The following is a 24,350-nucleotide window of genomic DNA, read 5'->3' on the forward strand; positions in this document are numbered from 1 at the left end:
GTGCGCCCGGTGTCCCCATCCTCTCAGGAAACGCCCCGGCGCACCTCAGGGCTCTCCCTGGACGTTCCCTCCCCCGTAGGTCGGGGTCGTCTCAGGGCAGAATCCGCCGCAAGCATGATGTCCGGCGGAGCGGCCGACCCCTAGCCTCGTGGACATGGAGAACTCCGCCGTCACGAAGGGCACACGATGATCGAGGCACACGACCTCACCAAGCGGTACGGGAGCAAGACCGCCGTCGCGGGCGTCAGTTTCCGGGTGGAACCCGGCACCGTGACCGGGTTCCTCGGCCCGAACGGGGCCGGGAAGTCCACGACGATGCGGATGATCATGGGCCTGGACCGCCCCTCCGGTGGTTCGGTCACCGTGAACGGCAAGCCGTACGCCCAGCACCGCGCACCCCTGCACGAGGTCGGGGCGCTGCTGGAGGCAAAGGCCGTGCACACCGGCCGTTCGGCTCGCAATCACCTGCGGGCGCTCGCCGCGACCCACGGGATCCCCGCCAAGCGGGTGGCCGAGGTGATCGAGATGACCGGCCTGGGCAGCGTGGCCGGTAAGCGCGTCGGCGGGTTCTCCCTCGGCATGGGCCAGCGCCTGGGTATCGCCGCTGCCATGCTCGGCGACCCGCGCACGCTGATCCTCGACGAGCCCGTGAACGGTCTCGATCCCGAGGGCGTGCGGTGGGTGCGCGGCCTCGTACGCCACCTCGCCGACCAGGGCCGCACCGTCTTCCTCTCCTCCCATCTGATGAGCGAGATGGCCATCACCGCCGACCACCTCATCGTGATCGGCCGCGGCCGCATCATCACCACGGGCTCGGTGCGCGAGGTGATCGACCGCACGTCCGGGACCACGGTGTCCGTGCGCAGCCCGCAGTCCGGGGCGCTCGCCCAGGCACTGGTGGCCAAGGGCGGCGAGATCGTCTCCTCCGACGGCGACCTGTTGTCCGTGCGCGGCCTGGAGGCCGCGGCCGTCGGTGAGACCGCCGCCGCGAACGGCGTGGTACTGCACGAGCTCACCCCGACCCAGGCCTCCCTCGAGGACACCTTCATGACCCTGACCGCAGGGGACGTGGAGTTCCAGACCACCACCAGCCAGAGCGGAGTCTCCGCATGACCACGACCGTCTCCGACCGATCCCCCGCACCCTCGAGCGCCGGGACAGGGGGTGTGACCTTCCCGCGGCTGCTGCGCTCGGAGTGGCTCAAGCTCATCACCCTGCGCTCCACCTGGTGGTCCCTCGGCATCACGGTGCTGGCGATGATGGGACTCGCGGCGATCTTCGCCGCCTCGATCAGCTTCATCCCCGAGGACGAGGCCACGGGAATCAGCGAACTCGGTGCCCAGGTCATCACCTTCGGGTACTACTTCGCCCAGGTCACCGTGGCCGTGCTCGGCGCCCTGGTGATCACCGGGGAGTACTCCACGGGGATGATCCGCTCCACGATGACGGCGGCCCCGCACCGCATCACCGTCCTGGCCGCCAAGGCGCTCGTCCTCGCGATCGTGGTCTTCGTGATCGGCATCCTGGCCACGCTGCTGTCCTGGGTGATCACCATGCCGCTGCTGCCCGACGGCATGAGCGTGGACATCGCGGCCGGTGAGACCTGGGAGGTCATCCTCGGGGCCGGGGTGTACCTCACGCTCGTGGCCCTGATGGCATTCGGGCTCGGGACCATCGTGCGCTCCAGTGCCGGCGCGATCGCCGCGGTGCTCGGCATCGTCCTCATCCTGCCGATCATCTTCACGGTGCTCCTGGGCACGGGGCAGGACTGGGCCATTGACCTCTACCCCTACCTGCCCTCGGCCGCGGGTGAGCGACTCATGGCCACCAGCGGCGGCGACGCCATGGCCACCGACCCCGCCGCCGGCGGCTTCGCGGGGATGACCCAGCTCGACCCGTGGGTCGGCGGATTGGTGATGCTGGGATACGTCGCGGTCATCGGACTGATCGGCGCGGTCCTGGTCAGGCGCCGCGACGTGTGAGCACGCCCGTCACCGACACTCGACGCCCGGGAGAGTACGCTCTCCCGGGCGTCGACTGTGTTCGAGCGCCGATCTTCGGTAACGTGCCGGGAATGACGGGACGTGAGCCGCACATTGCCGTGCGCGAGATCACGGCGCAGGACGGGGACTTCCTCGTGGACATGGTGCTGGAGATCGCCACCGCGAATGGTGAGAACGTCACGCGCCGGGGCGTCCTGACCGCGCCTCGTCTCGCACGCTACGCCACTGGATGGGGCCGACCTGGGGACCTCGGTCTCGTCGCCGTGGACCTCGACGGCCCCCGCGGACTGCAGATCCCCGTGGGTGCCGCGTGGATCCGGCACTACGCCAGCACCGAACCCGGGAAGGGCTTCGTGGATTCCCGGGTGCCGGAACTCAGCATCTCGATCGTCCCCGGCCGCCGACGCATGGGCATCGGCCGCGCATTGCTCGCGGCGCTGATCGCGAAGGCCCGGGAGAGCGGGGTCCGCGCGATCAGCATGGCCCTGGCCCCGGACAATCCGGCACGTCCGCTCTACGAGGAGGCCGGATTCACCGAGGACCCGGACGCCCCCTCCGCGAGTGAGGACTCGATCACGCTCGTGCTGGAACTGCTCTCCTCCTCCAGGTCGGCGTAACTCTCCGTCACCACAAGGTCCAGCGGGACCAGGTCCCCGTGCCCCGGGAACAGCAGCCGACTGGCGGACACCGCCGCCTCCGCGAGCACTGCCCGCACCAGGTCGGCCTCCTCCTGCGGGGCGTGCACCACGAGTTCGTCGTGCATGAAGAAGGCCAGGTGGGCACGCGAGTTCGCCAGGGCGGAGCGCGTGTAGGCCATCCAGGACAGCGCCCACTCGGCTGCGCTGCCCTGCACCACGAAGTTGCGCGTGAACCGGCCCCAGTCCCGGGCCAGGCGGCGCGCCTCGGCCTGCTGCGCAGTCGTCCCCTCCGCTCCCCACGCCGTGTGCTGGACCCTGGTCCACTCCGCCGAGGGCGGCGGACTGGAGCGCCCCAGCCACGTGGTGACCACGCCGCCTGCCTCACCGGTGGCGGCCGCGTCGTCGACGAGGGCGAGCGCACGCGGGTAGGCACGGGCCAGGCGCGGGACGAGCGCACCGGCCATCCCGGAGCTCTACCCGTACAGCGCCCCGAGCATCGCCACCTTGGCGTGCTCGCGGTCCTCGACCACGCCGTCCGCCACCAGCGCCTGGTAGAGGTCGCCACGAGCCCCGGCGGCAAGCATCGCCTCGTCCCCGGAGATCGCGGCCAGCACCCGCGGTTCCAGCTGGGCGGCGTCGGCGACGACGAAGGTCCAGCCTGGATCGGCCACCACGGCCGACCGGATCACCTTGGGCAGGCTCAGCGCCCCACCGCCCCGGGAGGACCACCGCCCCGTCACCACGCCGGCCGGCACGTAGTCCGCGCGGAACCGGCCGCCACTGACCCAGGAGTCGAGCCACGCCCACCCATTGGCCGAGGCCAGACGCGCGAGCTTCTTGTACTCCAGCAGGTCCTCCAGCACGGGGTGGTCCAGTCCCCGCAGTTCCCACCGCGCGGTGGAGTTGACATCCAGCCCCATCCGACGCAGCGCCCGCAGCAGGTGCGGCTGGGAGTCGGGGTTGAGGTGGGGGTCGTTCAATGCGAGGCGGATGCGGGCAGCCAGCTCCTCCAGCCGCGCCGGGCGGGCCCCGAACCGGCCACGCTCCCCGAGCAGCTCCTGCAGCCGCGCGCGATGCAGGTCCTCACGCAGGGGCAGCCCGTCGTGGTGCAACTCGACTGCGGCGAGCGCCCCGGCGGACTCCGCCGCGATGAGCAGCTGCAGCGCCCGGGCGCGGTCCGGACTGTATGCGGCGATCTCCCTGAGCGCCTGCTCCTGCGCGAGCCACTGCGCCTGGGCGTCGCGACCGGCCTCGGGCGCCGAGTGCTCGGGCCGGTCCATCTCGAACAGGCCGGGTTCGGCCGAGTCGTGCCCTCGGGCGCCCCAGCCGCCGTCCCAGCCCTCCCACGCGGCATCGTGCCGGCGCGGGGCGGCAGCGACCTCCTCGCCGCCCAGGGACGCGCCGGCGACGTCGGGCGGCGCGACCGACTCGGCCGCGATCCGTGGCGCCGAGAGGCGCAGGATCGCTCGGGACAACCGCAGGTCCAGGCAGCGGGAGACCCGCACGCCCACCTCAACGAGTTCCGGGTACCAGTGCGCGGTGGAGTCCCAGACCCAGCGTGGGTGCACCCGCTCGCGTTCGCGCACCGCCTCGGGGAGGTCCTCACGAGTGAGAGTGTGGGTCTCGCCGTCGCCCATCAGTTCGACCAGGGACGCGTCCGAGCGCGAGCGGCGCACCAGGACGCTCGGGGTCACGGGCGTCTCCACCCGCACACTCTGGCACAGGGGTACGACACCGGCGGGCGGCGTCGGTGGCAAGCGATGACGGTGGCGTCAGTGACGACGGTGCCGTCCGTGGCGGTCACCGAGCACGCACACCACGCCGCTATTGCGGCGGTGCACTTCGCTGGGTGGTTCTCAAACCCGCGCAAGCCCCTCATGACGCTGATTCGCCGGGTTCTGCGGGATCGCGGCGTCCTGTGTCGCGTCCTGAATGTCACCCTATTGAGGAGGTGCGCGGCCCGGTCGCGGAGAGTTCGCTCCGTTCTCAAACCCGATTGAGGGTCCCGAATCGGGCTGCGCTGGCTGAGGAGTAAGCCAACGGTGTGCCGGTCGGTGAGCTAGTGCGGCGGTTCGGAATACATCGCACGACTGTGCATCGGCTCGCCGCACAGGCAGGTGTCGCGGTGCGTCGCCGTGGGCCGGATGAGCCCGGACGCCGGGAGGCCGTGCGGCTGTACGAGCAGGGCATGACGCTCGTAGAGATAGCGGCCGAACTGGGGGGGGCGGAAAGGAGGTGGTGCGTTCTGCGGGGGTGGCCTGTGGCGGAACGATCCGCCGAAGCGGTCGACGGTCAGATGTCTAGTCACTCGGAGCACACACTCTCGTCGATGGAGAGGTCATTGAGATCAGCGGCGGCGGACATCCGGGTAGTGATCTCGGCGGAAGCGGTCGCAGTCGAAGGAGACCTGTAGATCACTGGCCCCAGCAGGCGTCACCTTGGACGGCGGCAATCTGGATGAGATTTCCGCAGGTGTCATCGAACACCGCAGTCATCGCGGGGCCCATCTCGGTCGGCCCCTGGGTGAACGTCACGTCGAGGTCACGCAGCCGGTCGTACTCGGCCTGCACGTCATCGACGAGAAACTGGGCCGCCGGTATCCCGTCGGCCATCAGCGCCGCCCGGTAGGGCAGTACTGCAGGATGAGCTGCGGGCTCAAGTAGAAGCTCGACACCATCTGGGTCGTCGGGCGCGACGACGGTGAGCCATCGATGCTCACCGACAGGCTCGTCGACCTTGGTCACGAAGCCGAGTGTTTCGGTGTAGAAGGCCAGCGCGGCGGCCTGGTCGTCGACGAAGACGCTGGTGATCGCGATCCTCATTTCGTCAGGCTCCACTGACAGGAAGGTTCCGTGCCGCCCACCGGCGCCCCGGCTCCGGGTCGACGCCAAGGCGCTCGGCGTAGAGTTCGTGGATCTCCGCCCAGGGCCCGTGCGCCTCCTCCTCAGAGAGGTGTCCGCCTGCGAGATGGGGTCCGAGCCGGGAAAGGTAGATTTCCCATCCGGTCGCGGTCTGGGCGGCGGGGAGGTCGTCGATGGTGGTCGTGAAGACCAATCGGCACTCATCCCCCTCCTGCGTCAGCTCGAAGCCCTGCGGCTGACCGGCAAAGATCCAGGTCAACAGAGTCGGTGCCTCGACCTGCGTCACCTCCACGGACATGCCGCCAGCGTCGATGATCTCGCCTGCGACGGGTGTCCAGTCTGCGGCACCCGGAAAGAAGCGTTCCAACTCGGACGGCGTGCTCACCGCCTGCCACACGCGCTCAATCGGATAGCCGAGCGAGCGCTCGAAACGCAGCGCCCACCGACCGTCGATGGTCTCCAAAGTTCCATACGCCTTGGGTTCATTCATGGTTGTTCCTGCTTTCTCTGGATACGGCCAACGGTCGATGATCGCGCGCAGCGGGGCAGTGTCGATGGAGTGGAACTTGTACCGTCCGTCCTTGACCGCGATCACCAGTCCGGCCGCCTGCAACACCTCAAGGTGCTGCGATACGGCCTGGCGGGAGGAGGTGAGTCCGTGCCTCGTAGCCAATCGGCCGCACAGTTCGAACAGGGTCTGCCGATCCCGCTCAAGGAGTTCGTCGAGGATGGTCCGCCGAGTCCCATCGGCCAGCGCTTTGTACACGTCGCTCACACCTCGACATTAGGCAAGCGAACACTTGCCTGTCAATCGCCGCGTAGGCGGGCACAAGGGCCAGGCGCCGCGGCGTGGACGGGCTCGGATGGCGAGAGTCCGCGCGGATGCACGAAGAATGCAGGCCGCCCCGCACTCCAAGACCAGCATGCAGTTCGAGGCACCCCTACGACGGCCCGCTCACCCGGTGCCGAGAGACCTCCACGGCCCCCTTCACCATGTGCATCGCCGACTACTGCAACTGAATCGCCCTGGGTCTGGTGGAGGGTCGCGCTATTGGATTCCGGCGACCTGGTGGCCCTCGGTCTGGTCAGCATAGAAGGCCTGCTCGAACTCCGCTGGTGGGACATCGTCGAGGTAGCCGTGCAGGCGCTGGTGGTTGTGCCAGTGGACCCACCCCAGGGTGGCGAGCTCGACGTCTTCGATCGTCTTCCAGGGCCGCTGCCTGGCGGGTCCGCGGATGAGCTCGGCCTTGTAGTACCCGTTCACGGTCTCAGCCAGCGCGTTGTCGTAGGAATCGCCCACGGTCCCGATCGAGGGGGCTGCCCCGATCTCCGCGAGCCGTTCGCCGTAGCGCAGACTCGTGAATTGACTACCGGCGTCGCTGTGACATCTCAGCCCCGCCAGGTCCGCGCCCCGGGACCAACGAGCCATCTCGATTGCGTCCAGCACGGTCTCGGTCCTCATCGTGGCCGCTGCGCGCCAGCCCACGATCATCCGCGAGTAGGCGTCGATGATGAAGCACACGTAGGTCACCCCCGCCCACGTCGGGACGTAGGTCAGGTCGGTCACCCACAGCTGGTTCGGGGCCGTCGCGGTGAAGTCCCGGCCGACCAGGTCCGGGTGGCGGGCAGCGAGCGGATCAGGCCGAGTCGTGCGCACCCGTTTGGTCCGGCTCACGCCTTTGATCCCCGCGCTGCGCATGAGGCGAGCGACCTGGTCGCGTCCCACCTCCAGCCCTGCCCGTCCGGCTGCCTTCCAGAGCTTGCGGGCTCCGTAGACGCGGTAGTTCGCCTCCCACAACGCCACCAGCTGCGGCCCGAGGACCGCGTCGCGGATCTGGCGGGCCGACGGTGGCCGGCTCCGGCGGGCGTAGTAGGTGCTGGGGGCCACCTGCAGCACGCGGCAGATGCGCTCGACCCCCAGCCGACGGCCCTCAACGACGACCTCGCGGTTGGCGTCGATGAATGCGGCTACTTGGTCTGGCGGTCCAGCTCCGCCCCGAAGAAATGCGCTGCCCGCCGCAGGATCTCATTCGCCCGCCGCAGCTCACGGACCTCCTGCTCCAGGGCCTTCACCCGGGCCGCCTCATCGGTGCTCACGCCCGCAGTGACACCCTCGTCGATGTCGGCCTGCTTGACCCACACTCGGACCGACTCGACCCCGTAGCCCAACTGCGTAGCGACCCGCTGGACCGTGCCCTGCTCAGTCCCAAGCTCCGCCCGCAGCGACCGCACCATCCCGACCGCGACCGCCTTCTCCTGATCGCAGTACCGCCTCGTGGTCGGCTTCCCCGCACTCTGCTCCATCGGCATGTGACCATCCTCGTTTCCAAGCTCAGGCGACTCCACCAAACCCAGGGCGATTCACTACCCGTACTTCATCTGCGCCGGCCGACAAACCCCGAAGTCCAGGCCACCGCCCTTGCTCGCCAGACAGCAAGCGGAAACGGGACGGATCAAACCGGGAACGTCGCTAGTTTGAACAACGACGCTCTGGGTGCCCCCGATGGGACTCGAACCCATACTGTGCCGGGTTTAAGCCGGCTGCCTCTGCCGATTGGGCTACGGGGGCCGCACGCGGCACCGGTGGTGCCGCGTGCGCACAGCGTACGGCGATCAGACGACCGTCGGCGGCTCCGGGAGGTTCTCGCGGCTGGGCGCCGGGGCCGAGGCCGCGATGAACTCGGCCCGCGGGGTGCTCACGCCACCCAGTGCGACCGGTTCGCGGCGGAAGAGCAGCGAGGTGGTCCAGTCCAGCATGATGCGCACCTTGCGGTTCCAGGTCGGCATCGCGAAGAGGTGGTAGGAGCGGTGCATGAACCATGCCAGCGGGCCACGCAACTTGATCCCGAAGATCTGCGCGACGCCCTTGAAGAGGCCGAGCGAGGCGACCGTACCGACGTTCGCGTGGACGTAGTCCACGGGCTCCTCACCGGCCAGCACGCGGGCGATGTTGTCGCCGAGGTGCTTGGCCTGGCGCACGGCGTGCTGCGCGGTGGGGGCACAGAAGGCTCCCTCCCCCACGGCGAGATCGGGCACCGAGGCACAGTCGCCGGCCGTCCAGGCGTTCTCCACGACCGTCCCGTCCTCCTCCACGATCCGCAGCGAGGCATCGGCCCGCACTCGGCCGGTCTCGGTCAGCGGAAGATCGGAGCGCTGCACCGCCGGGCTCGGCTTCACACCGGCGGTCCACACGATGGTCTCGGAGTCGAACTCGGTGCCGTCGGAGAGCACCACGTGTCCGTCCTCGCAGGAGTTCAGGAACGTGGACAGGTGCATCTCGATGCCACGGGCGCGCAACTGCTCCAGCGCGTAACCACCGAGTTCCTCGCCGAGTTCCGGCAGGATGCGGTGGGTCGCCTCCACCAGCACGAAGCGCAGGTCGGAACGCTCGATGGAGTCGAAGTCCCGGCATGCGGAACGAGCCATGTCCTCGATCTCACCGAGCGCCTCGATGCCCGCGAACCCACCACCGACGAAGGTGAAGGTGAGCATCTTCTTGCGACGCTCGGGATCCCAGGTGGAGGCCGCCTCGTCCATCAGGCCGAGGACCTGGTTGCGCAGCGCGAACGCCTCCTCGACCTGCTTGAAGCCGAGGCCGACCTCCGCCAGGCCCGGAATCGGGAGCGTGCGCGCGACCGCGCCCAGCGAGACCACGAGGTGGTCGTAGCGCACCCAGTAGTCCTCGCCCTCGGCCGGGGTCACCCGCACGGCGCGCTCGGCGTGACGGATCGCGGAGACCCGACCGTTGATCACGGTGGCGTTGCGCAACTCGCGGCGATGGGAGGCCACCACGTGGCGCGGCTCGATGGAGCCGGCCGCCGCCTCGGGCAGGAAGGGCTGGTAGGTCATGTAGGAGCGGGGATCCACCAGCACGATCGCCACCTCACGACGACCCAACTGTTTGCGCAGGCGGATTGCGGTGAACAGGCCGACGTACCCCCCACCCAGGATGAGGATGCGGGGCACCTTGCGGGCCGCGGCGCGGGCGGTGGGAGCTGTCGTGGAAGTCACGCGGCCCATCGTAGTAGCGCACGTCCACGCCATACAGGGGGGGACCTGTGTCCCTTGACACAAAGGTCCAGACCGTCGAGGCCGTGCCGCGGGCAACGACCGCGCTCCCGCGACGCCGGCTCGTGCGGGAGGGCTGGATCGCCGCGCCGAGCGTGGAGCGCGGCCGGCAGTACCAAGGTGCCCAGGGTCACCCCGAGGACCTCGCGAGTCAGGGCCAGGAGATCACGCAGTCGCCCGGCGCCCTGGCTCACGCGGATGCGCCGAGACTCAGCGCTATGCCGTCCAGGATGTCGTGCTCGCTCGTGACCACGTGCCGGATCCCGCTCCCGGCGGCCGTCGTCTCGGCCAGGACGCGCGCGATCACCTCGAACCAGATCAGGGCGCCTGCCCCGATCACGTCGACGCGGCCCGGATGCAGGTAGGGCAGCGCCGCCCGCTCCCTCCGGGTCGCCGCCAGCAGATCCTGTGCTGCCGCCATCGCGATCCCCACGGGGAGCTCGGCGCCGTCGATGCGCTCACGCTGGTAGCCGGGCAGACGCAGCGCGTGCGCGGTGGTTGTGGTGATGGTGCCCGCCACACCGACCAGGGTGGCTGTCTCGTGCAACGGCACCTCGGCCTCGGCCCGCCGCAGCGCCTCACGCACGTCCACCGTGGCCGCATCGATCTCCGCCTGGGTCGGTGGATCACTCACCAGATGCCGCTCGTGCAGTCGCACGGACCCGATGTCGAGGGACACGGCGTACTCGGGCGCATCGGTTCCCAGGACCACTTCGGTCGATCCACCGCCGAGGTCGACCACGAGGTAGGGGCCGGGGTGCGCGCGAGAGACGGCGCTGACGGCACCGGTGAAGGAGAGCCCTGCCTCGACGACACCGCTGACGACCTCGGGTTCCACGCCCAGCGCCTCACGCACGCCGAGGACGAACTCGTCGCGATTGCGCGCATCGCGGGTGGCTGAGGTGGCCACGAACCGCACCTGCTGTGCACCCTCGGACTCGATGATCCCCGCGAACTCCCGGGTGGCCGAGAGCGTGCGGGTGAGCGCGTCCGCATCCAGCTCGCCGGTGCGGTCCACGCCCTGACCCAGCCGTGTGATGAGGCCGGTGCGCACGACCTCCCGGGCCTGGCCACCCTCGAGGTCGGCCACGAGGAGACGGATCGTGTTGGTTCCACAGTCAATGGCAGCTACCCGCGTCACACCTGCGACCCTACTGCGGTCGCCGAGGATGTCGGACCCCGCGCGGATCATGCCGCCATGAGCACGCAGCCGGGGATGCGTCGATGAACGCGGGGGCGCAATGGGCCGGCTCGCCGCGCGGGCACGAGGGCGAGGCGGGCATGCTGCACGCCGACCTCGATTGCTTCTTCGCCTCCGTGGCCCAGCGGGACGATCCCCGCCTGCGCGGCCGCCCGGTCGCCGTGGGGGGAGGTGTGATCCTTGCTGCGAGCTATGAGGCGCGGCGGGCCGGGGTGCGCTCCGCGATGTCCGGGCGTGAGGCCCGAGCACGATGCCCGGACCTCGTCCTCGTGCCCACGGACTTCGACGCCTACACGCGCGCGAGCCGGCAGGTCATGGCCCTCTTCCGCGAGACGACCCCCGTGGTCCGGGTGATGTCCATCGACGAGGCGTTCCTCGACGTGCGCGGGTTACGCCACCTGGAGCAGTCACCGCTCCATGTCGCCCGCCGGCTGCGGGCGCGGGTATCGGCGCAGGTCGGCCTGACCGTGAGCGTCGGGGTGGCCCGCACCCCGTTCCTGGCCAAGATGGCCAGCACGGCGAGCAAACCGAACGGTCTGCTCCTGATCCCACCGGAGGGGGAGGACGCCTTCCTCCATCCGCTGCCGCTGGCACGGCTGTGGGGTATCGGTGATGCCACGACAGCGCGCTTGGCCCGGTGTGGGCTGCACACCGCGGGGGACCTCGCACAACTCCCCCGTGAGGTGCTCCTCGGGCTGCTCGGATCCGGCGCCGGAGCACGGCTGCACGCCCTCGTGCACTCCGTGGGCCCGGAGCGTCTGCACGAGGAGGACGGCGCCCCTCAACGCGGATCGATCGGCGCACAGCGTGCCCTCGGGCGAGGACCGCACACGCCCTCGGCCCTGCGAGCGCACCTGCTGGCGTTGGTGGACCGGACCACCGGCCGCCTGCGCGGCGCGCACCTGACCACCCGACGTATCGAGTTGCGGCTTCGCCTCGAGGACTACTCGCGGGCCTCGCGCTCGAGCACCCTGACCCATCCGGTTCAGGCCGATGCGCCCATCGCCCGCACCGCCGTCGCGCTCCTGGATAGCGCCTGGCCACTCCTGGAGCGACGGGGGTGCACCCTGGTCGGCATCGCTCTGGCCGAGTTGGCTCCGGCCGATGCGCTCCAGGAGGAACTCGATCTCGGCCTCAGCGGGGAGCACGAGCGGGCTCGGGCGTGGAAGAGTGCGCGCGACTCGGTCACTGCGCGCCACGGGCACCACGCCGTGGTGCGAGCAAGCAGTCTCGGCGCGCGGCCCCGGGCCTGACCCGTCCCGGCTCCTCAGCAGGTGCAGCGCCCGGGCCTCCAACTCGCGGCCATCGCCGCGAGCGCCTCGTCGCCCAGGGGATTCACTCCCGGCCCCCGTGCCAGCGCGTGCGCGACGAGCACGTGCAGGCACTTGACGCGACTGGGCATCCCGCCCGCGGAGATGCCGGCGATCTCCGGCACCTCACCGAGCTCGGCCCGCCGCTCCAGGTAGTCCTGGTGAGCGCGCAGGTGGGCCGCAGCGAGCCCGGGCTCCCGCGCGAGCCGCTCGGTCATCTGCGCCATCAGCCCGCCTGCCTCGAGGGTCGAGACCGCGGAGACCGCCCCAGGATGCGTCAGGTAGTAGGAGGTGGGGAACGGCGTGCCATCCGCCAGTCGTGGCGCGGTGCGCACGACCGTGGGGCGACCACACACGCAGCGCGCAGCGATCTCCACCACGCCGCGCGGCTCGCGGCCGAGCTGATCGGCCAGGACCGCCAGGTCCTCCTCGCGCACGCGAGGCCGGGGCGCCGCACCCGGGTCGTGTTCCACGCGAGGCCCGGGACGGTCGCGGTGCTGCTGCGGGCCCGGCGGGAGCTGCGTCGTGCTGGGCTCGGGTGCCTCGTTCTCAGCCGTCATCATCCGCCTGCCCGCTCGGTGTCGGCGCCGCCCGCAGACTCGCCCGTTGCCTCGTCCTGCTCCGCCTCGTCCTGCTCCGCCTCGTCCTGGGCCGCCTCGTCCTGGGCCGCCTGGTCCTGGGCCGCGCCGGCGATCTGGACGGAATCCCAGACCGTGACGTACCAGGGCCCCCGCGCTCCCGTCGTCAGCCCGGAGGCCGCCTGTTGTGCCTGCGCGGTGAGGTCCGCGATGGGGTCCTCCCCCACCACGGTCTCCGGGTCCACCACGCGGTAGGAGGTCTCGCCCGGCTCCACGTAGTTGAACCGCTCGCGGGCCTGGGCGCGGACGTAGTCGTCGTCCTGCCACTGCTCGAGTTCGGCGGCGAGTGCCTCCGCCTGTGCCTGGGAGGAGGCGAGGTCGGCGTTCACCTCACGCAGTTGCTCCTGCTGCGTCACATAGGCGCGGAACGTGGGTGCCAGCACCACGAAGGCCACCAGGATCATCACGAGCAGCACGATCCCTCGCAGGGTGATCTGCCGCGGCGCGCGGGTCTCCTCGAGTTCCGCCGCCGAACCGCTCGCCGCTGCGCTGCGCGTGCGCGCGCGCCGTACCCCGGCCCGGCGGCTCGTCCTTGCCGCGGGTCGCTGGGTCTGCCCTCGAGCACTCACCGCCTCATCGTGCCAGGGCAAACCGCCGCCGACGGACGCGGCACGCCGGGAGCACCGCGCACACGAGGACGCCCCGGGGTGAGAGGACTCACCCCGGGGCGCTACGTTCGTGGCCGGCGGGCATATCCGCCCGACGGGCTCAGCCCAGGCGACGGAAGGCGGAGCGACCGGCGTAGGTCGCCGCCTCGCCGAGCAGGTCCTCGATGCGCAGCAACTGGTTGTACTTGTTGATGCGCTCACCGCGGGCGGGCGCACCGGTCTTGATCTGACCGGCGTTCACGGCCACCGCGAGGTCGGCGATCGTGGTGTCCTCGGTCTCACCGGAACGGTGGGAGACCATCGCGGTGAACCCGGCGCGCTGCGCCATGGTCACGGCGTCGAGGGTCTCGGTGAGGGAGCCGATCTGGTTCACCTTCACCAGCAGCGAGGACGCGGACTTCTGCGCGATGCCCTTGGCGAGTCGCTCGGGGTTGGTGACGAACAGGTCGTCACCGACGATCTGGACCTTGTCGTCGACCTTGGCCACGAGGTCGCTCCAGGAGTCCCACTCGTCCTCGCTCAGCGGGTCCTCGATGGAGACCAGCGGGTAGTCCGCCACGAGCTGGGTGTAGTAGTCCACCATCTCGGCGGGCGTCTTGGTGCCGCCCTCGAAGGCGTAGCCGCCCTCGGAGAAGAACTCGGTGGAGGCCACGTCCAGCGCGAGGAAGATGTCCTCACCCGGGGTGTAGCCGGCCTTCTCGATGGCCTCCAGGATGAGGTCGAGCGCGGCGCGGTTGGACTCCAGGTTCGGCGCGAAGCCGCCCTCGTCGCCGAGCCCGGTGGCCAGGCCGCGGGCCTTCAGCACCGACTTCAGTGCGTGGTAGACCTCGGCGCCCCAGCGCAGGGCCTCCTTGAAGGTGGGGGCGCCGGCGGGGGCGATCATGAACTCCTGGATGTCCACGTTGGAGTCCGCGTGGGATCCACCGTTGAGGATGTTCATCATCGGAACGGGCAACACGTGCGCGTTGGGACCACCGATGTACTGGAAGAGCGGCAGCGCGGCGCTGTCGGCCGCGGCGCGCGCAGCGGCGAGGGAGACGCCGAGGATGGCGTTCGCACCGAGCTTGCCCTTGTTGGGCGTGCCGTCGAGATCGATCATGATCTGGTCGATCTCGCGCTGGTTGCCGGCGTCCAGGCCGAGGACCTCGGGCGCGATGGCGTCGAGAACGGCCTCGACGGCGTCCTGCACGCCCTTGCCGAGGTAGCGGCCCTTGTCGCCGTCGCGGCGCTCGACGGCCTCGAAGGCTCCGGTGCTGGCGCCCGAGGGCACACCCGCGCGGCCGGCGCTGCCGTCGTCGAGGCCGACCTCGACCTCAAGGGTGGGGTTGCCGCGGGAGTCGAGAATCTCACGTGCGAGTACGGCCTCGATGGTGGCCATGGAAGCTCCTGTCAGGTTGCTAGCGGTACGCCCCGGGGCCGCACGGCCCAGGGGCACGTCAGTGCGCCCGACACGTCGGGCTCACTGCCCAGGACAACCCTAGAGGATCCTCGCGCAAGGGCGAGCGGGACGTTTGTCACGCGGACGACTCGGCCTCGCGCACCTGCGCACGAAGACCTCGGACCTGCGCGCGCAGCGCCGCCTCGGCATCCACCCCCGCCGCCTGGGCTCGGGCGACCAGGGCCACCAGTTCCGCGCCGATGTCGGCCTCGAGGTCTGCCTGCTCATCCCCGTGCTCGGGGTAGGAGGGACCCACCGCGATGCCGGCTCGCCGGGCGCGGGCGAGCACCTTCTGCGCCGCGGCGAGCGCCGGCAGGGAGGTCGGGACGCCCGCGAGCACGCTGGCCTCACCGGCGACGGCGCCGGTGGGCGACGCTGCGCGCTCCGCCGCCTTGATGTCCTCCCAGGTGGCCGCCACCTGCTGGGCGTCCACCGCCGTCGCATCCGCGAACACGTGGGGATGACGACGCCGCAGCTTGGCCTCCAGGGTGCGTGCTACATCGGCCAGGTCGAACGGGGTGGCGCCGTCGGGTCCCTCCTGCGCGATCCGTGCCTGGAAGAGCACCTGGAGGAGCAGGTCACCGAGTTCCTCCCGCAGCGTGCCGTCGCCGCTCTCGGCCGCCTCCGCGACCTCGTGCGCCTCCTCGATGGCGTACGGCGCGAGGCCGGCGTGGGTCTGCTCGGCATCCCAGGGGCAGCCCCCGGGCGACCGCAGCCGGTCCATCACGGCCACGACATCGCTCATGGCGCGGGCGATCCGCTCCGGACTGCCGAGCCCCGCGGCGCCCGGAGTGCTCACTCCTTCACGCCCGGGGGCACGTTCCAGTGCCGCAGGCAGCGCGCGCCGCGGTCGTAACCGAGCACGCTGCGCGCGGCGGTGCCCATCTCCAGTCGTTCGGCGACGTCGGCATGCAGTTCGAGCCAGGTCGCGGTGAGGATCCGCAGGACGTGCCCGTGCGCCACGAAGAGCACATCGCCCCCCGACCGCAGAACAGGCTCGGCGCGCGCAATCACGCGGGCCGCGCGCGCGGCTACCTCCTCCACGAGCTCGCCCGGCCCGGGGTGGGCGTTGCGTTGCTCGGGTGGCAGGTCGTCGGTGCCGGAGATGGTCAGCGGTTGCCGCACACCGTCCCCGAGCGCGGCCCAGGGGTGCCCGAGCGCCTCGATGACCTGGACCCTCGTGAGGCCCTCGACCGGGCCGTAGTCCCACTCCATCAGGTCCGGCTCCGGCTCGCCGTCGCCATGCCCGAGGAGCTCGGCCGTGTGACGCGCGCGTTGCAAGGGGGAGACCAGGGTGAGCGCGAAGGTACGCCCCGCGAGCGCCTCTCCCTGCGCCCTGGCCTGCTCGACACCCGCCGGGGTGAGGGGGATGTCACTGCGCCCGGTGTGCCGGCCGGTGCGGCTCCAGGCGGTCTCGCCGTGGCGCACCACCACGAGTTCTCCCCAGTCGGCCTTGTCCACCGGCGCCGGCGCAGTGGCTGCCACGACTCAGCCCACCGCCGCGGTCGCGGGTTCGAGCAACCAGGGCCATTGCGTCGGTTGGACCCCGGAAGCACCCGACCACTCGCCGTACAACGGGTTGACCTCGACGTCGGCCTCAGCGGCGCGTACCGCGATCTCCTCGTTCAGCCCGGCCACCGAGGCGGTGTACTGGCTGACAAGCTGGAGTTCGGCGATCTGGATCGTGCCGGGCGCGTAGTCCCACGGTTCCAGTCCCGCGGTCGCCGCGACCTCGTCGAGCAGCGCTGTCGCTTCCGCCTGACTGACACCGACCCCCGCATCGCCGGAGGCCGTCACCACGACGGGCGCGAAGATGAGCGAGGTCAGCACCTGCCCAGGGTCGGAGGCCATTCCGTTCAGGGTGTCGAGATCCTCCACCGTGGCGGCGAGCTCCGCCTGGGTGATGCGTTCACCTTCGACCGTGGCGGCGGTCCCCGGCTGCTGGGTGCAGGCGGTCAACGCAAGAACGGTCAGGACTGGGACGACGGCGTAACGCGCCTGAGAACGCACAGCAACCTCCGGTGGGGCGGGCCAACGCCCTCGATCCTATCCATCGATCGCACCGGGTCACGAGCCGGGCCCGGCCACCGCGGCTGCAGCCGCGACGCTGCTACCCACCACACTGCGCAGCAGGCCCATCACCCACTCCACCAGGGCGAGATCGCGCAGCACCTCCCCACCCACCCGCGCCGTGGTGGGTGCCGGCACCAGGATCGTGCGCACCGCCGCCTTGATCACCGAACGCGGGTAGAGCCGCTTGAGCCTCACGGTGGCGGAGTCGCTGAGCTCAACGGGAGCGAATCGGATGTACTGGCCCTGAATGGTGATGGCGGTGACTCCCAGCGAGCGGGCCAGGGTGCGCATCTCGGCGACGGCGAAGAGCAGTTCGGTGCTCGCCGGGACAGCACCGTAGCGGTCCACGAGTTCCTCGCGGACGGCGGCGACGTCCTCGCTGCCACGCGCGGAGGCGATCTTCTGGTAGGCCTCCAGGCGCAACCGTTCGTGCGGCACGTACTCGTGCGGGATGTGCGCGTCGATCGGCAGTTCGATCGTCACGTCCTGCAGCTCCTCGACCTCCTCGCCGCGGAAACGCTGCACGGCCTCGGACACCATGCGCACGTACAGATCGAAACCGACGCCGGCGATGTGGCCGGACTGTTCACCGCCGAGGAGGTTGCCGGCGCCGCGAATCTCCAGGTCCTTCAGCGCGACCTGCATCCCCGCGCCGAGGTCGGTGTTCGCGGCAATGGTGGCCAGGCGGTCGTGGGCGGTCTCGGTCAGCGGCTTCTCCGGCGGGTACAGGAAGTAGGAGTACGCCCGCTCGCGCCCGCGCCCCACGCGACCGCGCAGCTGGTGCAGCTGGGACAGGCCCATGACATCGGCGCGTTCGAGGATCAGGGTGTTGGCGTTGGAGATGTCCAGGCCCGTCTCCACGATCGTGGTGCAGACCAGCACGTCGAACCGCTTCTCCCAGAAGTCCATGATCACGCGCTCGAGCTGGTGCTCGTTCATCTTGCCGTGCGCCACAGCGATGCGCGCCTCGGGCACGAGTTCGGCCAGGTGGGCGGCGGCGCGCTCGATCGATTCCACGCGGTTGTGCACATAGAACACCTGCCCCTCCCGGAGGAGCTCGCGCCGGATCGCAGCAGCGATCTGCTTCTCCTCGTAGGGACCCACGAACGTCAGGACGGGGTGGCGTTCCTCGGGCGGGGTGGCCAGCGTGGACATCTCCCGGATGCCGGTGACCGCCATCTCCAACGTGCGGGGGATCGGCGTGGCGCTCATCGCCAGCACGTCCACGTTCGTTCGCAGTTGCTTGAGAGTCTCCTTGTGCTCCACGCCGAATCGCTGTTCCTCGTCCACGATCACGAGACCGAGGTCCTTGAATCGCACCTCCCCGGTGAGCAGTCGGTGGGTGCCGATGACGACGTCGACCTTCCCGGCACGCACGTCCTCGCGCACGCGGGCGGCCTCGGCGTCCGTCTGGAATCGGGACAGCGCCGCAACCGTGACGGGGAACCCGGTGAAGCGATCGGTGAAGGTCTGCAGGTGCTGCTGGACAAGGAGCGTGGTGGGGACCAGGACGGCGACCTGCTTGCCGTCCTGGACCGCCTTGAACGCGGCCCGCACCGCGACCTCGGTCTTCCCGTAGCCGACGTCGCCACAGATGAGGCGGTCCATCGGCACGGACTTCTCCATGTCGGCCTTCACCTCCTCGATCGTGACGAGTTGGTCGGGTGTCTCCACGTAGGCGAACGCGTCCTCGAGCTCACGCTGCCAGGGGGTGTCGGGTGCGAAGGCGTGGCCCTGGGTGGCCATGCGGGCGGAGTAGAGACGGATGAGTTCCCCGGCGATCTCCCGTACGGCCTTGCGCGCACGCGCCTTGGTGTTCTTCCAGTCGCTGCCGCCCATCCGGCTGAGGGTGGGCGCCTCGCCGCCCGTGTACTTGGTCACCTGGTCCAGGGCATCGGTGGGGACGTACAGCAGGTCCTGCGATCCCGCGTTCTTCCCCTGCTTGGGCGAGGCGTACTCGATCACCAGGTACTCACGGGTGGCCGGCTTCCCGCGAGCCCCGGCCGCACCGCCGACCGTGCGCTGCACGAGTTCCACGAACCTGCCCACACCGTGCTGTTCATGCACCACGTAGTCGCCCGGACGCAGCGCGAGAGGGTCCACCACGTTGCGGCGCCGGGAGGCCAACCGCTTCGCGTCACGGGCGCCCGCGGTGGCCCGCCCGGTGAGATCGGCCTCCGTGAACAGTGCCAGCCGCAGGTCGGGGGCAACGAAGCCCCGCCCGATCGTGGCCGTCGTGACGTGCACGACACCGGGCTCGGGTGCGGTCTCGAGATCGGACTCCAGGCGCGCCGGCACCTGCGCGGCACGCAGTTGCTCGACCATGCGACGGGCCTGCCCGGCGGCATCGGTGGCCAGGACGAGACGCCACTCCTGGCGGACCAGGTCGCGTAGGTCGCTCACGGCGCGCTCGAGGTCCCCGCGGTAGCCCTCGACATCGCGCGCGGCCAGCCGCAGGTTCTCTTCGTCCCCCGCCGTGTCATCGGCGCCCACCAGGTCGGCGTCGCTGGGCAGCACGGTCAGGCTCCAGCGCAGCAGCCCACGCGCCTGGGCGCGTTCGTACACCTGCGCGAGTGCCACGAAACTCGCCGCGGACAGGTCCAGAGGGACCGAGCCACCGGCCGCCGCGGATGTCCAGGCCGCAGCCAGGAACTCCTCGGTCGTGGCCTGTAGATCGGCGGCCCGGGACCGGATCCGTTCCGGGTCCCATGCCATCAGGAGCGCGTCGTCCTCGACCAGGTCGAGGACCTGGGACATCTCGTCCACGAGTGCCGGGGTGAGGGACTCCATCCCTTCCACCGCAATGCCCTGCGCCATCTTCTCGAGCATCTCGGCCGCACCCGGGAGCGCGTCCCGCAGCCGCAGGGCTCGTTCCCGCACCTCATCCGTCAGCAGGAGTTCACGGCACGGCGGTGCCCACAGGCCCTCGGGCGCCACCTCGAGGCTGCGTTGATCGGCGGCCGAGAACCACCTGATCTCCTCGATCTCATCCCCCCAGAAGTCCAGCCGCATGGGATGGTCCTGGGTCGGAGGGAAGACGTCGAGGATCCCGCCGCGCACGGCGAACTCACCCCGCGCCGTCACCATGTCGGTCCGGGTGTAGGCGGCGGCCGCCAACGCCTCGACGATCTCCTCCATCGGCCGGGTCTGCCCCGCGTGCGCGGCGACCGGCTCCAGATCACCGAGTCCGGTGACGACCGGCTGCATCGCCGCGCGCACGGGCACGACGAGTACCCGGATACGGCCGGTGTGCGAGCCGCCGGTGCCCTCGGGGTCCGGGTGGGTCAGACGCCGCATCACCGCCAGCCGGGTGGCAACAGTGTCCGCCCGCGGGCTGAGCCGCTCGTGGGGCAGCGTCTCCCATGCGGGCAGGGCTGCGAGCGACTCCGCCGGGAGGTAGGCCCCGAGAGCGGCCACCAGGCTCTCCGCCTCCCGACCCGTGGCGGTCAGCACCACGATCTGGGGGGCCTGCGGCGCGAGCGCGAGTTGCGCGATCAGTGCGGGTCGCGCTCCGACCGGGGCGATCACCTCGCACGCACGCCGCTGGGCGAGAGCCCGCAGGGTCGGGTCGATCGAGGGGTCGTGGGCAAGTGCGGACAGCAGTCCGGTGAGCTTCATAGGCGTGTTCTGCGCCGCCGGTCCGAGCGTGGCGGCCTCCCGGCCGCCCAGTCTAGGCGTCCCGGATGGACGCCCGAACCCCAAACCACCACCGCACGCCGGGCGCCGTTACTCTTTCGTGACAAATGATCCCTGCCTGCTCGAGACACAGGAGGAACGTGTCGCTCCCGCTCATGCCCTACCGCACGGCTTCACCGCTCCCCTGCGGCACCGCGGTGATCGGGTCCGCGGACGACACCCTGCGCCATCGAGCAGCAGACGCGGACCGCCCACGCATCCCCGAGCTGACTGCTCCGTGGATCCGGGCCGCAGCCCAGCACCCCTGACACCCTGGAGCACCTCCATGACCCGCACCCGATTACGGCCCGCCCTGATGGCCCCCTTGGCCACCCTCGCGACGTGCTCGGCTCTCGTCCTCGCACCCGGACTCGCCCCCGCGGCCCACGCTGCACCACAACTTGCGCAGGACTCCTTCAACCGCACGGCCGCGAGTGGATGGGGCACCACTCCTGGCGGTGTGACGTGGAACACCACCCGGACCTCGGCTCTCGAGGTGAGCGGGGGTGCCGCGACCGCGACCCTGAGCGCCGGCGAGGACGTCTGGACCAGCCTGCGCGACGTGGAGGCGACGGACATGACGGTCTCGACGATCGTCGCCGCGGACCAGCGCGCCGCCGCCGGACTGGGGAGCATCTCGGCCGTCCAGGCGCGGTCCAGCGAGGCTGGTTCGTATCGCGCCACGCTGCGCTTCGCCACGGGGGGGAAGGTCACGTTGCGCATCGATCGGACGGGACCGCGCGGAGCGGTCGTCGTCCAGGAGACACTCCTGACCACGAAGGCGCAGCCAGGGCAGAACTGGGGCCTCGACCTGGCGGTCACCGGCCAGGATGTGGTGAGTGTCGCGGCCCGCGCCTGGGTCCAGGGCACGCCGCGCCCCGACTGGCAGCTCTCCGCCCGGGACGTCTCCGACGCGCGCGTGACGGCGGCCGGCGGCGTCGATGTGTACTCGCGCGTCCACGCCGGCTCGCCGGAGACCACGCTGCGTTACGAGGCCATCGGCGTCTACGGCGCATCGACCACGACGGCCACCCCGACGCCCACACCGTCCCCCACTCCCACACCCACACCCACCGCGGCGCCCTCTCCGACACCTACCCCCACGCCGTCGCCCACCCCCACGCCGACACCGTCGCCCACCCCCACGCCGACACCGTCGCCCACCCCCACACCCGCTCCGGTCGCCGATGCCGACGAGGTCGGCTCCCTGCCGATCGGTGAGGCCGAGTACGCCGTACCGTCGTCGGCCATCTGGGTGGAGAACCGCGGCGAGGCCACCGGGAACGGCACCTCGAGCTCCCCCTTCGGTTCTCTCCAGCACGCGGTCAATCGCGCTGCGAGCGGGTCCACGATCGTGCTCCGGGAGGGCAACTACCACGAGAGCGTGGTGGTCCCGCACTACAAGAAGCTCACGATCCAGAACGCTCCCGGCGCCCAGGTCTGGCTGGACGGTTCCGAACGGCTGACCCAGTGGACCGCGTCCGGGTCCTCCTGGTACACCTCGTGGGACCACGAGTTCGATTCCCGGGTCTCCTACACCGCCGGGGCCGACCAGTCCTCCCGGATGATCGATCCCGAGTACCCGATGGCCGGGCACCCCGAACAGGTGTGGGTGAACGGTGAGCCACTGACGCAGGTCGGTTCCCGAAGCGCCCTCGAAGCCGGCACGTTCTTCGTCGACACGAGCGCCGACCGGTTGTACGTGGGCACGCGGCCCACGAGCGCGACCGTCCACGCCAGCACCCTCGCGAAGGCCCTGCAGATCCAGGGCGAGGGGACCACGGTCCGCGGGATCGGGGTGCGTCGCTACGCGAACCACCTCGCGCTGATCGGCGCGGTCTCCGCGGAGGTCGAGGGCATCACGCTGGAGAACATGGTGATCACCCAGAACGCCACCGTCGGCTTGGGGACGTGGAACCCGAACCAGACGTTCCGATCACTCACGGTCTCGGAGAACGGGATGCTCGGGATCAGCGTGAGCGATGCACCCGACCTGTCCATCAGCGACAGTCTCGTGCGGGCCAACAACCTCGAGCACTTCAAGCCCGCTCCGGTCTCCGGCGGCATCAAGGTGACCTCCTCGCAGGGCGTCGTCGTCTCGGACAGCCTCGTGACCGAGAACGTGCACGCCGGTCTCTGGTTCGACGAGCACGCCACCGACATGGAGGTCACCGGGAGCACGTTCCGCGGCAACACCGGTACCGGTCTGCAGGTGGAGCTCGGGGCGGACGCCCTCCTCGCCGGGAACTACGTGGTGGACAACGGCGGCGCCGGCCTGAAGATCATCGACTCCAGCGATGTGCGGGTGTGGAACAACACGATCGCTGAGAACGGCCGCGAGACGGTCTCTCTCGTGGAGGACGGTCGGCACGGCACCTCCAGCCCGTGGCACCTGAGCGACCTGGAACTGCGCAACAACGTGCTCGGTCTCTCTGCGAGCGCCACCTGCCCGATCCTGTTCGACGACCAGACCGACAGCGTCTCGCACACCTCGCGCGCGCTGGACGTCGACCACAACCTGCTGCACCGCAGTTCGGCGACCGCGCCGGAACGACTGACGTGCCTGCCCTACGGGTCCTCAGCGCTCAAGTCGACCCGCACCTTCGCGGCGCTCCAGGACATCGGATGGGAGTCGCACGGCGCCCTGCTGGAGGGCAGCGCGGCGTTGGACGGGCAGTACCACCTCACCAGCGCGGCGCAGAACGAGGCGAACGGTGTCGCCGTCGCTCTCCCGGCGTCGCTCGCCGCGGCGCTCGAGGTGTCGACCACCTGGCGTGGCGTCGGCGCCCCCGGCACAGCCGACTGAGCACCCTGCGCTGTCCTACTGGTGGGTGCCGACCTCCGGGTCGGCACCCACCACGCGGGCCAGTCGGGCGCACAGCGCGTGCGTGGTGAACTCGCTCTCGACGCGCTCGCGCGCCTGTCGGCCCCACGCGGCCGCCTGCTCCGGAGCCGCCAACAATCGCTCCGCTCCGGCCGCGAGCGCCGCCGCGTCGCCCTGCGGTACCAGGATCCCGTCCGTGCCCGCGCGGACGTAGTCGGCCATCCCGGGCGAGGAGGTCACGACCACCGGGCGCGCCGTCGCCATCGCCTCGAGGCTGACCGTCATGCCCGAGACGTGCAGGTTGGGACGAGTGGCGAGCATCACGAGGCCGGCCGCCTCGTACTCCCGACGCAGCTCCGCATGGGTCAGTCGAGGCACCACCCGCACGCCACGGGGAGGCGAGAGCGCCGAGGTGGTCTGCACCGTGACCTCCAGCCCGGGGTGGCGAGCGAGAACGCGTTCCAGCGCCGCGAAGAGGGTGGCGGCGTCCCGGTCGCGGTCCCCGCCCACGCTCAGGATGCGAGGCACACTCGGGTAGGGCGCGGGCCGGAAGAAGTCCGTGTCGATCCCGAACCGCACGTAGGAGATCCGCGGTGCACGTGGCCCCAGGAGTCGCCGCAACGGCTCGACCTGGGCGTCGCTGAGGACCCAGAGCCCATCGAACCGGCTGAGCCAGGCGCGCTGCTTGCGGGAGGCCACGGTGTGCGGGTCCCGATCCGTCAACCAGATCACCCCCGCGTAGCGGCGGCGTCCTCCCGCCGGTGTGAGGCGCATGGCGGTGTTCTCGTCCCACACCAGGGCCGCGGCGCCCCGCGAGGAGCGGGGCAGCGCGGAACGTGCCCATCCCGCCAGCGCTGCTGTCCTGGACAGCGGCCGGAGGAACCCGGGCGCGCCGGAGGCCAGTCCCTCGAGCCCATAGGGCCAACGCGACGGCGCCTCACCGGCGTCGAAGCGCGCCGTCCACTCCTCGAGGTCGCGCTCGATCGGAAAGCAGACCTGTATCGGTTTCACGG

At 70.6% G+C, this 24,350-nt stretch carries 18 protein-coding genes, 1 tRNA gene and 1 pseudogene; 5 read left to right on the plus strand and 15 right to left on the minus strand.

Annotated elements, in window-relative coordinates; genetic code table 11:
• Positions 1 to 186 precede the first annotated feature (186 nt).
• The 3 genes from ATL40_RS10050 to ATL40_RS10060 all read left to right on the plus strand — a co-directional run bounded on the left by ATL40_RS10050 (position 187) and on the right by ATL40_RS10060 (position 2,620).
• Entirely contained in the window at positions 187 to 1,113 is a 927-nt protein-coding gene (locus tag ATL40_RS10050; protein ID WP_098469422.1) for an ABC transporter ATP-binding protein, read from the plus strand.
• Positions 1,110 to 1,982, plus strand: a complete 873-nt coding sequence (locus ATL40_RS10055; RefSeq protein ID WP_098469423.1) for an ABC-2 transporter permease — start codon at positions 1,110 to 1,112, stop codon at positions 1,980 to 1,982. The genes ATL40_RS10050 and ATL40_RS10055 overlap by 4 nt, the downstream gene beginning before the upstream one ends.
• Before the next feature lie 92 nt (positions 1,983 to 2,074).
• A complete protein-coding gene (locus ATL40_RS10060) occupies positions 2,075 to 2,620 on the plus strand; it encodes a GNAT family N-acetyltransferase (RefSeq protein ID WP_098469424.1) in 546 nt (181 codons plus the stop codon).
• On the opposite strand, the pseudogene ATL40_RS10065 reads toward ATL40_RS10060, so the two are convergent.
• The 7 genes and pseudogenes from ATL40_RS10065 to ATL40_RS10105 form a co-directional block, all read right to left on the minus strand.
• Positions 2,518 to 4,353, minus strand: a pseudogene (locus tag ATL40_RS10065) (bifunctional 3'-5' exonuclease/DNA polymerase). The gene ATL40_RS10060 and the pseudogene ATL40_RS10065 overlap by 103 nt on opposite strands.
• A gap of 702 nt (positions 4,354 to 5,055) precedes the next feature.
• Positions 5,056 to 5,463, minus strand: a complete 408-nt coding sequence (locus ATL40_RS10075; RefSeq protein WP_098470421.1) for a VOC family protein — start codon at positions 5,461 to 5,463, stop codon at positions 5,056 to 5,058.
• Between the two features lie 4 nt (positions 5,464 to 5,467).
• Positions 5,468 to 6,277, minus strand: a complete 810-nt coding sequence (locus ATL40_RS15210) for an ArsR/SmtB family transcription factor (protein ID WP_211283099.1) — start codon at positions 6,275 to 6,277, stop codon at positions 5,468 to 5,470.
• A gap of 273 nt (positions 6,278 to 6,550) precedes the next feature.
• A protein-coding gene (locus tag ATL40_RS10090) for an IS3 family transposase (RefSeq protein ID WP_245866977.1) occupies positions 6,551 to 7,812 on the minus strand; the annotation gives its coding sequence in 2 pieces (ribosomal slippage) (positions 6,551 to 7,509 and positions 7,509 to 7,812; 1,263 coding nt in all).
• A 185-nt stretch (positions 7,813 to 7,997) separates the two neighbouring features.
• Positions 7,998 to 8,071, minus strand: a tRNA-Leu gene (locus tag ATL40_RS10095).
• A 44-nt stretch (positions 8,072 to 8,115) separates the two neighbouring features.
• Positions 8,116 to 9,513: an NAD(P)/FAD-dependent oxidoreductase gene (locus ATL40_RS10100; RefSeq protein WP_245866981.1), complete on the minus strand. Its 1,398-nt coding sequence runs from the start codon at positions 9,511 to 9,513 to the stop codon at positions 8,116 to 8,118.
• Between the two features lie 247 nt (positions 9,514 to 9,760).
• On the minus strand, positions 9,761 to 10,711 hold the full coding sequence (locus tag ATL40_RS10105; RefSeq protein ID WP_483880242.1) for a Ppx/GppA phosphatase family protein: 951 nt from the start codon (positions 10,709 to 10,711) through the stop codon (positions 9,761 to 9,763).
• An 83-nt stretch (positions 10,712 to 10,794) separates the two neighbouring features.
• Here ATL40_RS10105 and dinB point away from each other — a divergent pair, with 83 nt between their 5' ends.
• On the plus strand, positions 10,795 to 12,024 hold the full coding sequence (gene dinB, locus ATL40_RS10110) for a DNA polymerase IV (protein ID WP_098469428.1): 1,230 nt from the start codon (positions 10,795 to 10,797) through the stop codon (positions 12,022 to 12,024).
• 14 nt (positions 12,025 to 12,038) lie between these two features.
• Here the strand turns inward: dinB and ATL40_RS10115 are convergent, their stop codons facing one another.
• The 7 genes from ATL40_RS10115 to mfd all read right to left on the minus strand — a co-directional run bounded on the left by ATL40_RS10115 (position 12,039) and on the right by mfd (position 20,456).
• The gene (locus tag ATL40_RS10115; RefSeq protein WP_098469429.1) at positions 12,039 to 12,641 is read right to left on the minus strand and encodes a DUF501 domain-containing protein; all 603 of its coding nucleotides are present in this window, start codon (positions 12,639 to 12,641) and stop codon (positions 12,039 to 12,041) included.
• Positions 12,641 to 13,288 carry an FtsB family cell division protein gene (locus ATL40_RS10120; protein WP_098469430.1) on the minus strand — a complete coding sequence of 216 codons (648 nt, stop codon included), beginning with the start codon at positions 13,286 to 13,288 and terminating at the stop codon, positions 12,641 to 12,643. Before ATL40_RS10120 ends, ATL40_RS10115 begins: the two co-directional genes overlap by 1 nt.
• Positions 13,289 to 13,427: 139 nt before the next feature.
• Positions 13,428 to 14,705 (minus strand): phosphopyruvate hydratase, encoded by a 1,278-nt coding sequence (eno, locus tag ATL40_RS10125; RefSeq protein ID WP_098469431.1) that lies wholly within the window; start codon positions 14,703 to 14,705, stop codon positions 13,428 to 13,430.
• 136 nt (positions 14,706 to 14,841) lie between these two features.
• Positions 14,842 to 15,564, minus strand: a complete 723-nt coding sequence (locus ATL40_RS10130; protein WP_245866983.1) for a nucleoside triphosphate pyrophosphohydrolase — start codon at positions 15,562 to 15,564, stop codon at positions 14,842 to 14,844.
• Positions 15,561 to 16,250, minus strand: coding sequence for a histidine phosphatase family protein (locus ATL40_RS10135; RefSeq protein WP_245866986.1), 690 nt, complete (start codon positions 16,248 to 16,250; stop codon positions 15,561 to 15,563). Before ATL40_RS10135 ends, ATL40_RS10130 begins: the two co-directional genes overlap by 4 nt.
• A 3-nt stretch (positions 16,251 to 16,253) precedes the next feature.
• Entirely contained in the window at positions 16,254 to 16,724 is a 471-nt protein-coding gene (locus ATL40_RS10140; RefSeq protein ID WP_098469432.1) for a SurA N-terminal domain-containing protein, read from the minus strand.
• 108 nt (positions 16,725 to 16,832) lie between these two features.
• Positions 16,833 to 20,456 carry a transcription-repair coupling factor gene (mfd, locus tag ATL40_RS10145; RefSeq protein WP_098469433.1) on the minus strand — a complete coding sequence of 1,208 codons (3,624 nt, stop codon included), beginning with the start codon at positions 20,454 to 20,456 and terminating at the stop codon, positions 16,833 to 16,835.
• Between the two features lie 343 nt (positions 20,457 to 20,799).
• On the opposite strand from mfd, the gene ATL40_RS15025 reads away from it, so the two are divergent.
• On the plus strand, positions 20,800 to 23,319 hold the full coding sequence (locus ATL40_RS15025; RefSeq protein ID WP_169925938.1) for a right-handed parallel beta-helix repeat-containing protein: 2,520 nt from the start codon (positions 20,800 to 20,802) through the stop codon (positions 23,317 to 23,319).
• Between the two features lie 15 nt (positions 23,320 to 23,334).
• Here ATL40_RS15025 and ATL40_RS10160 read toward each other — a convergent pair whose 3' ends face one another.
• Positions 23,335 to 24,348, minus strand: coding sequence for a glycosyltransferase family 4 protein (locus ATL40_RS10160; RefSeq protein ID WP_245866987.1), 1,014 nt, complete (start codon positions 24,346 to 24,348; stop codon positions 23,335 to 23,337).
• Positions 24,349 to 24,350: the final 2 nt, after the last annotated feature.

The organism is Serinibacter salmoneus, assembly GCF_002563925.1.
GTDB classification, from domain to species: domain Bacteria; phylum Actinomycetota; class Actinomycetes; order Actinomycetales; family Beutenbergiaceae; genus Serinibacter; species Serinibacter salmoneus.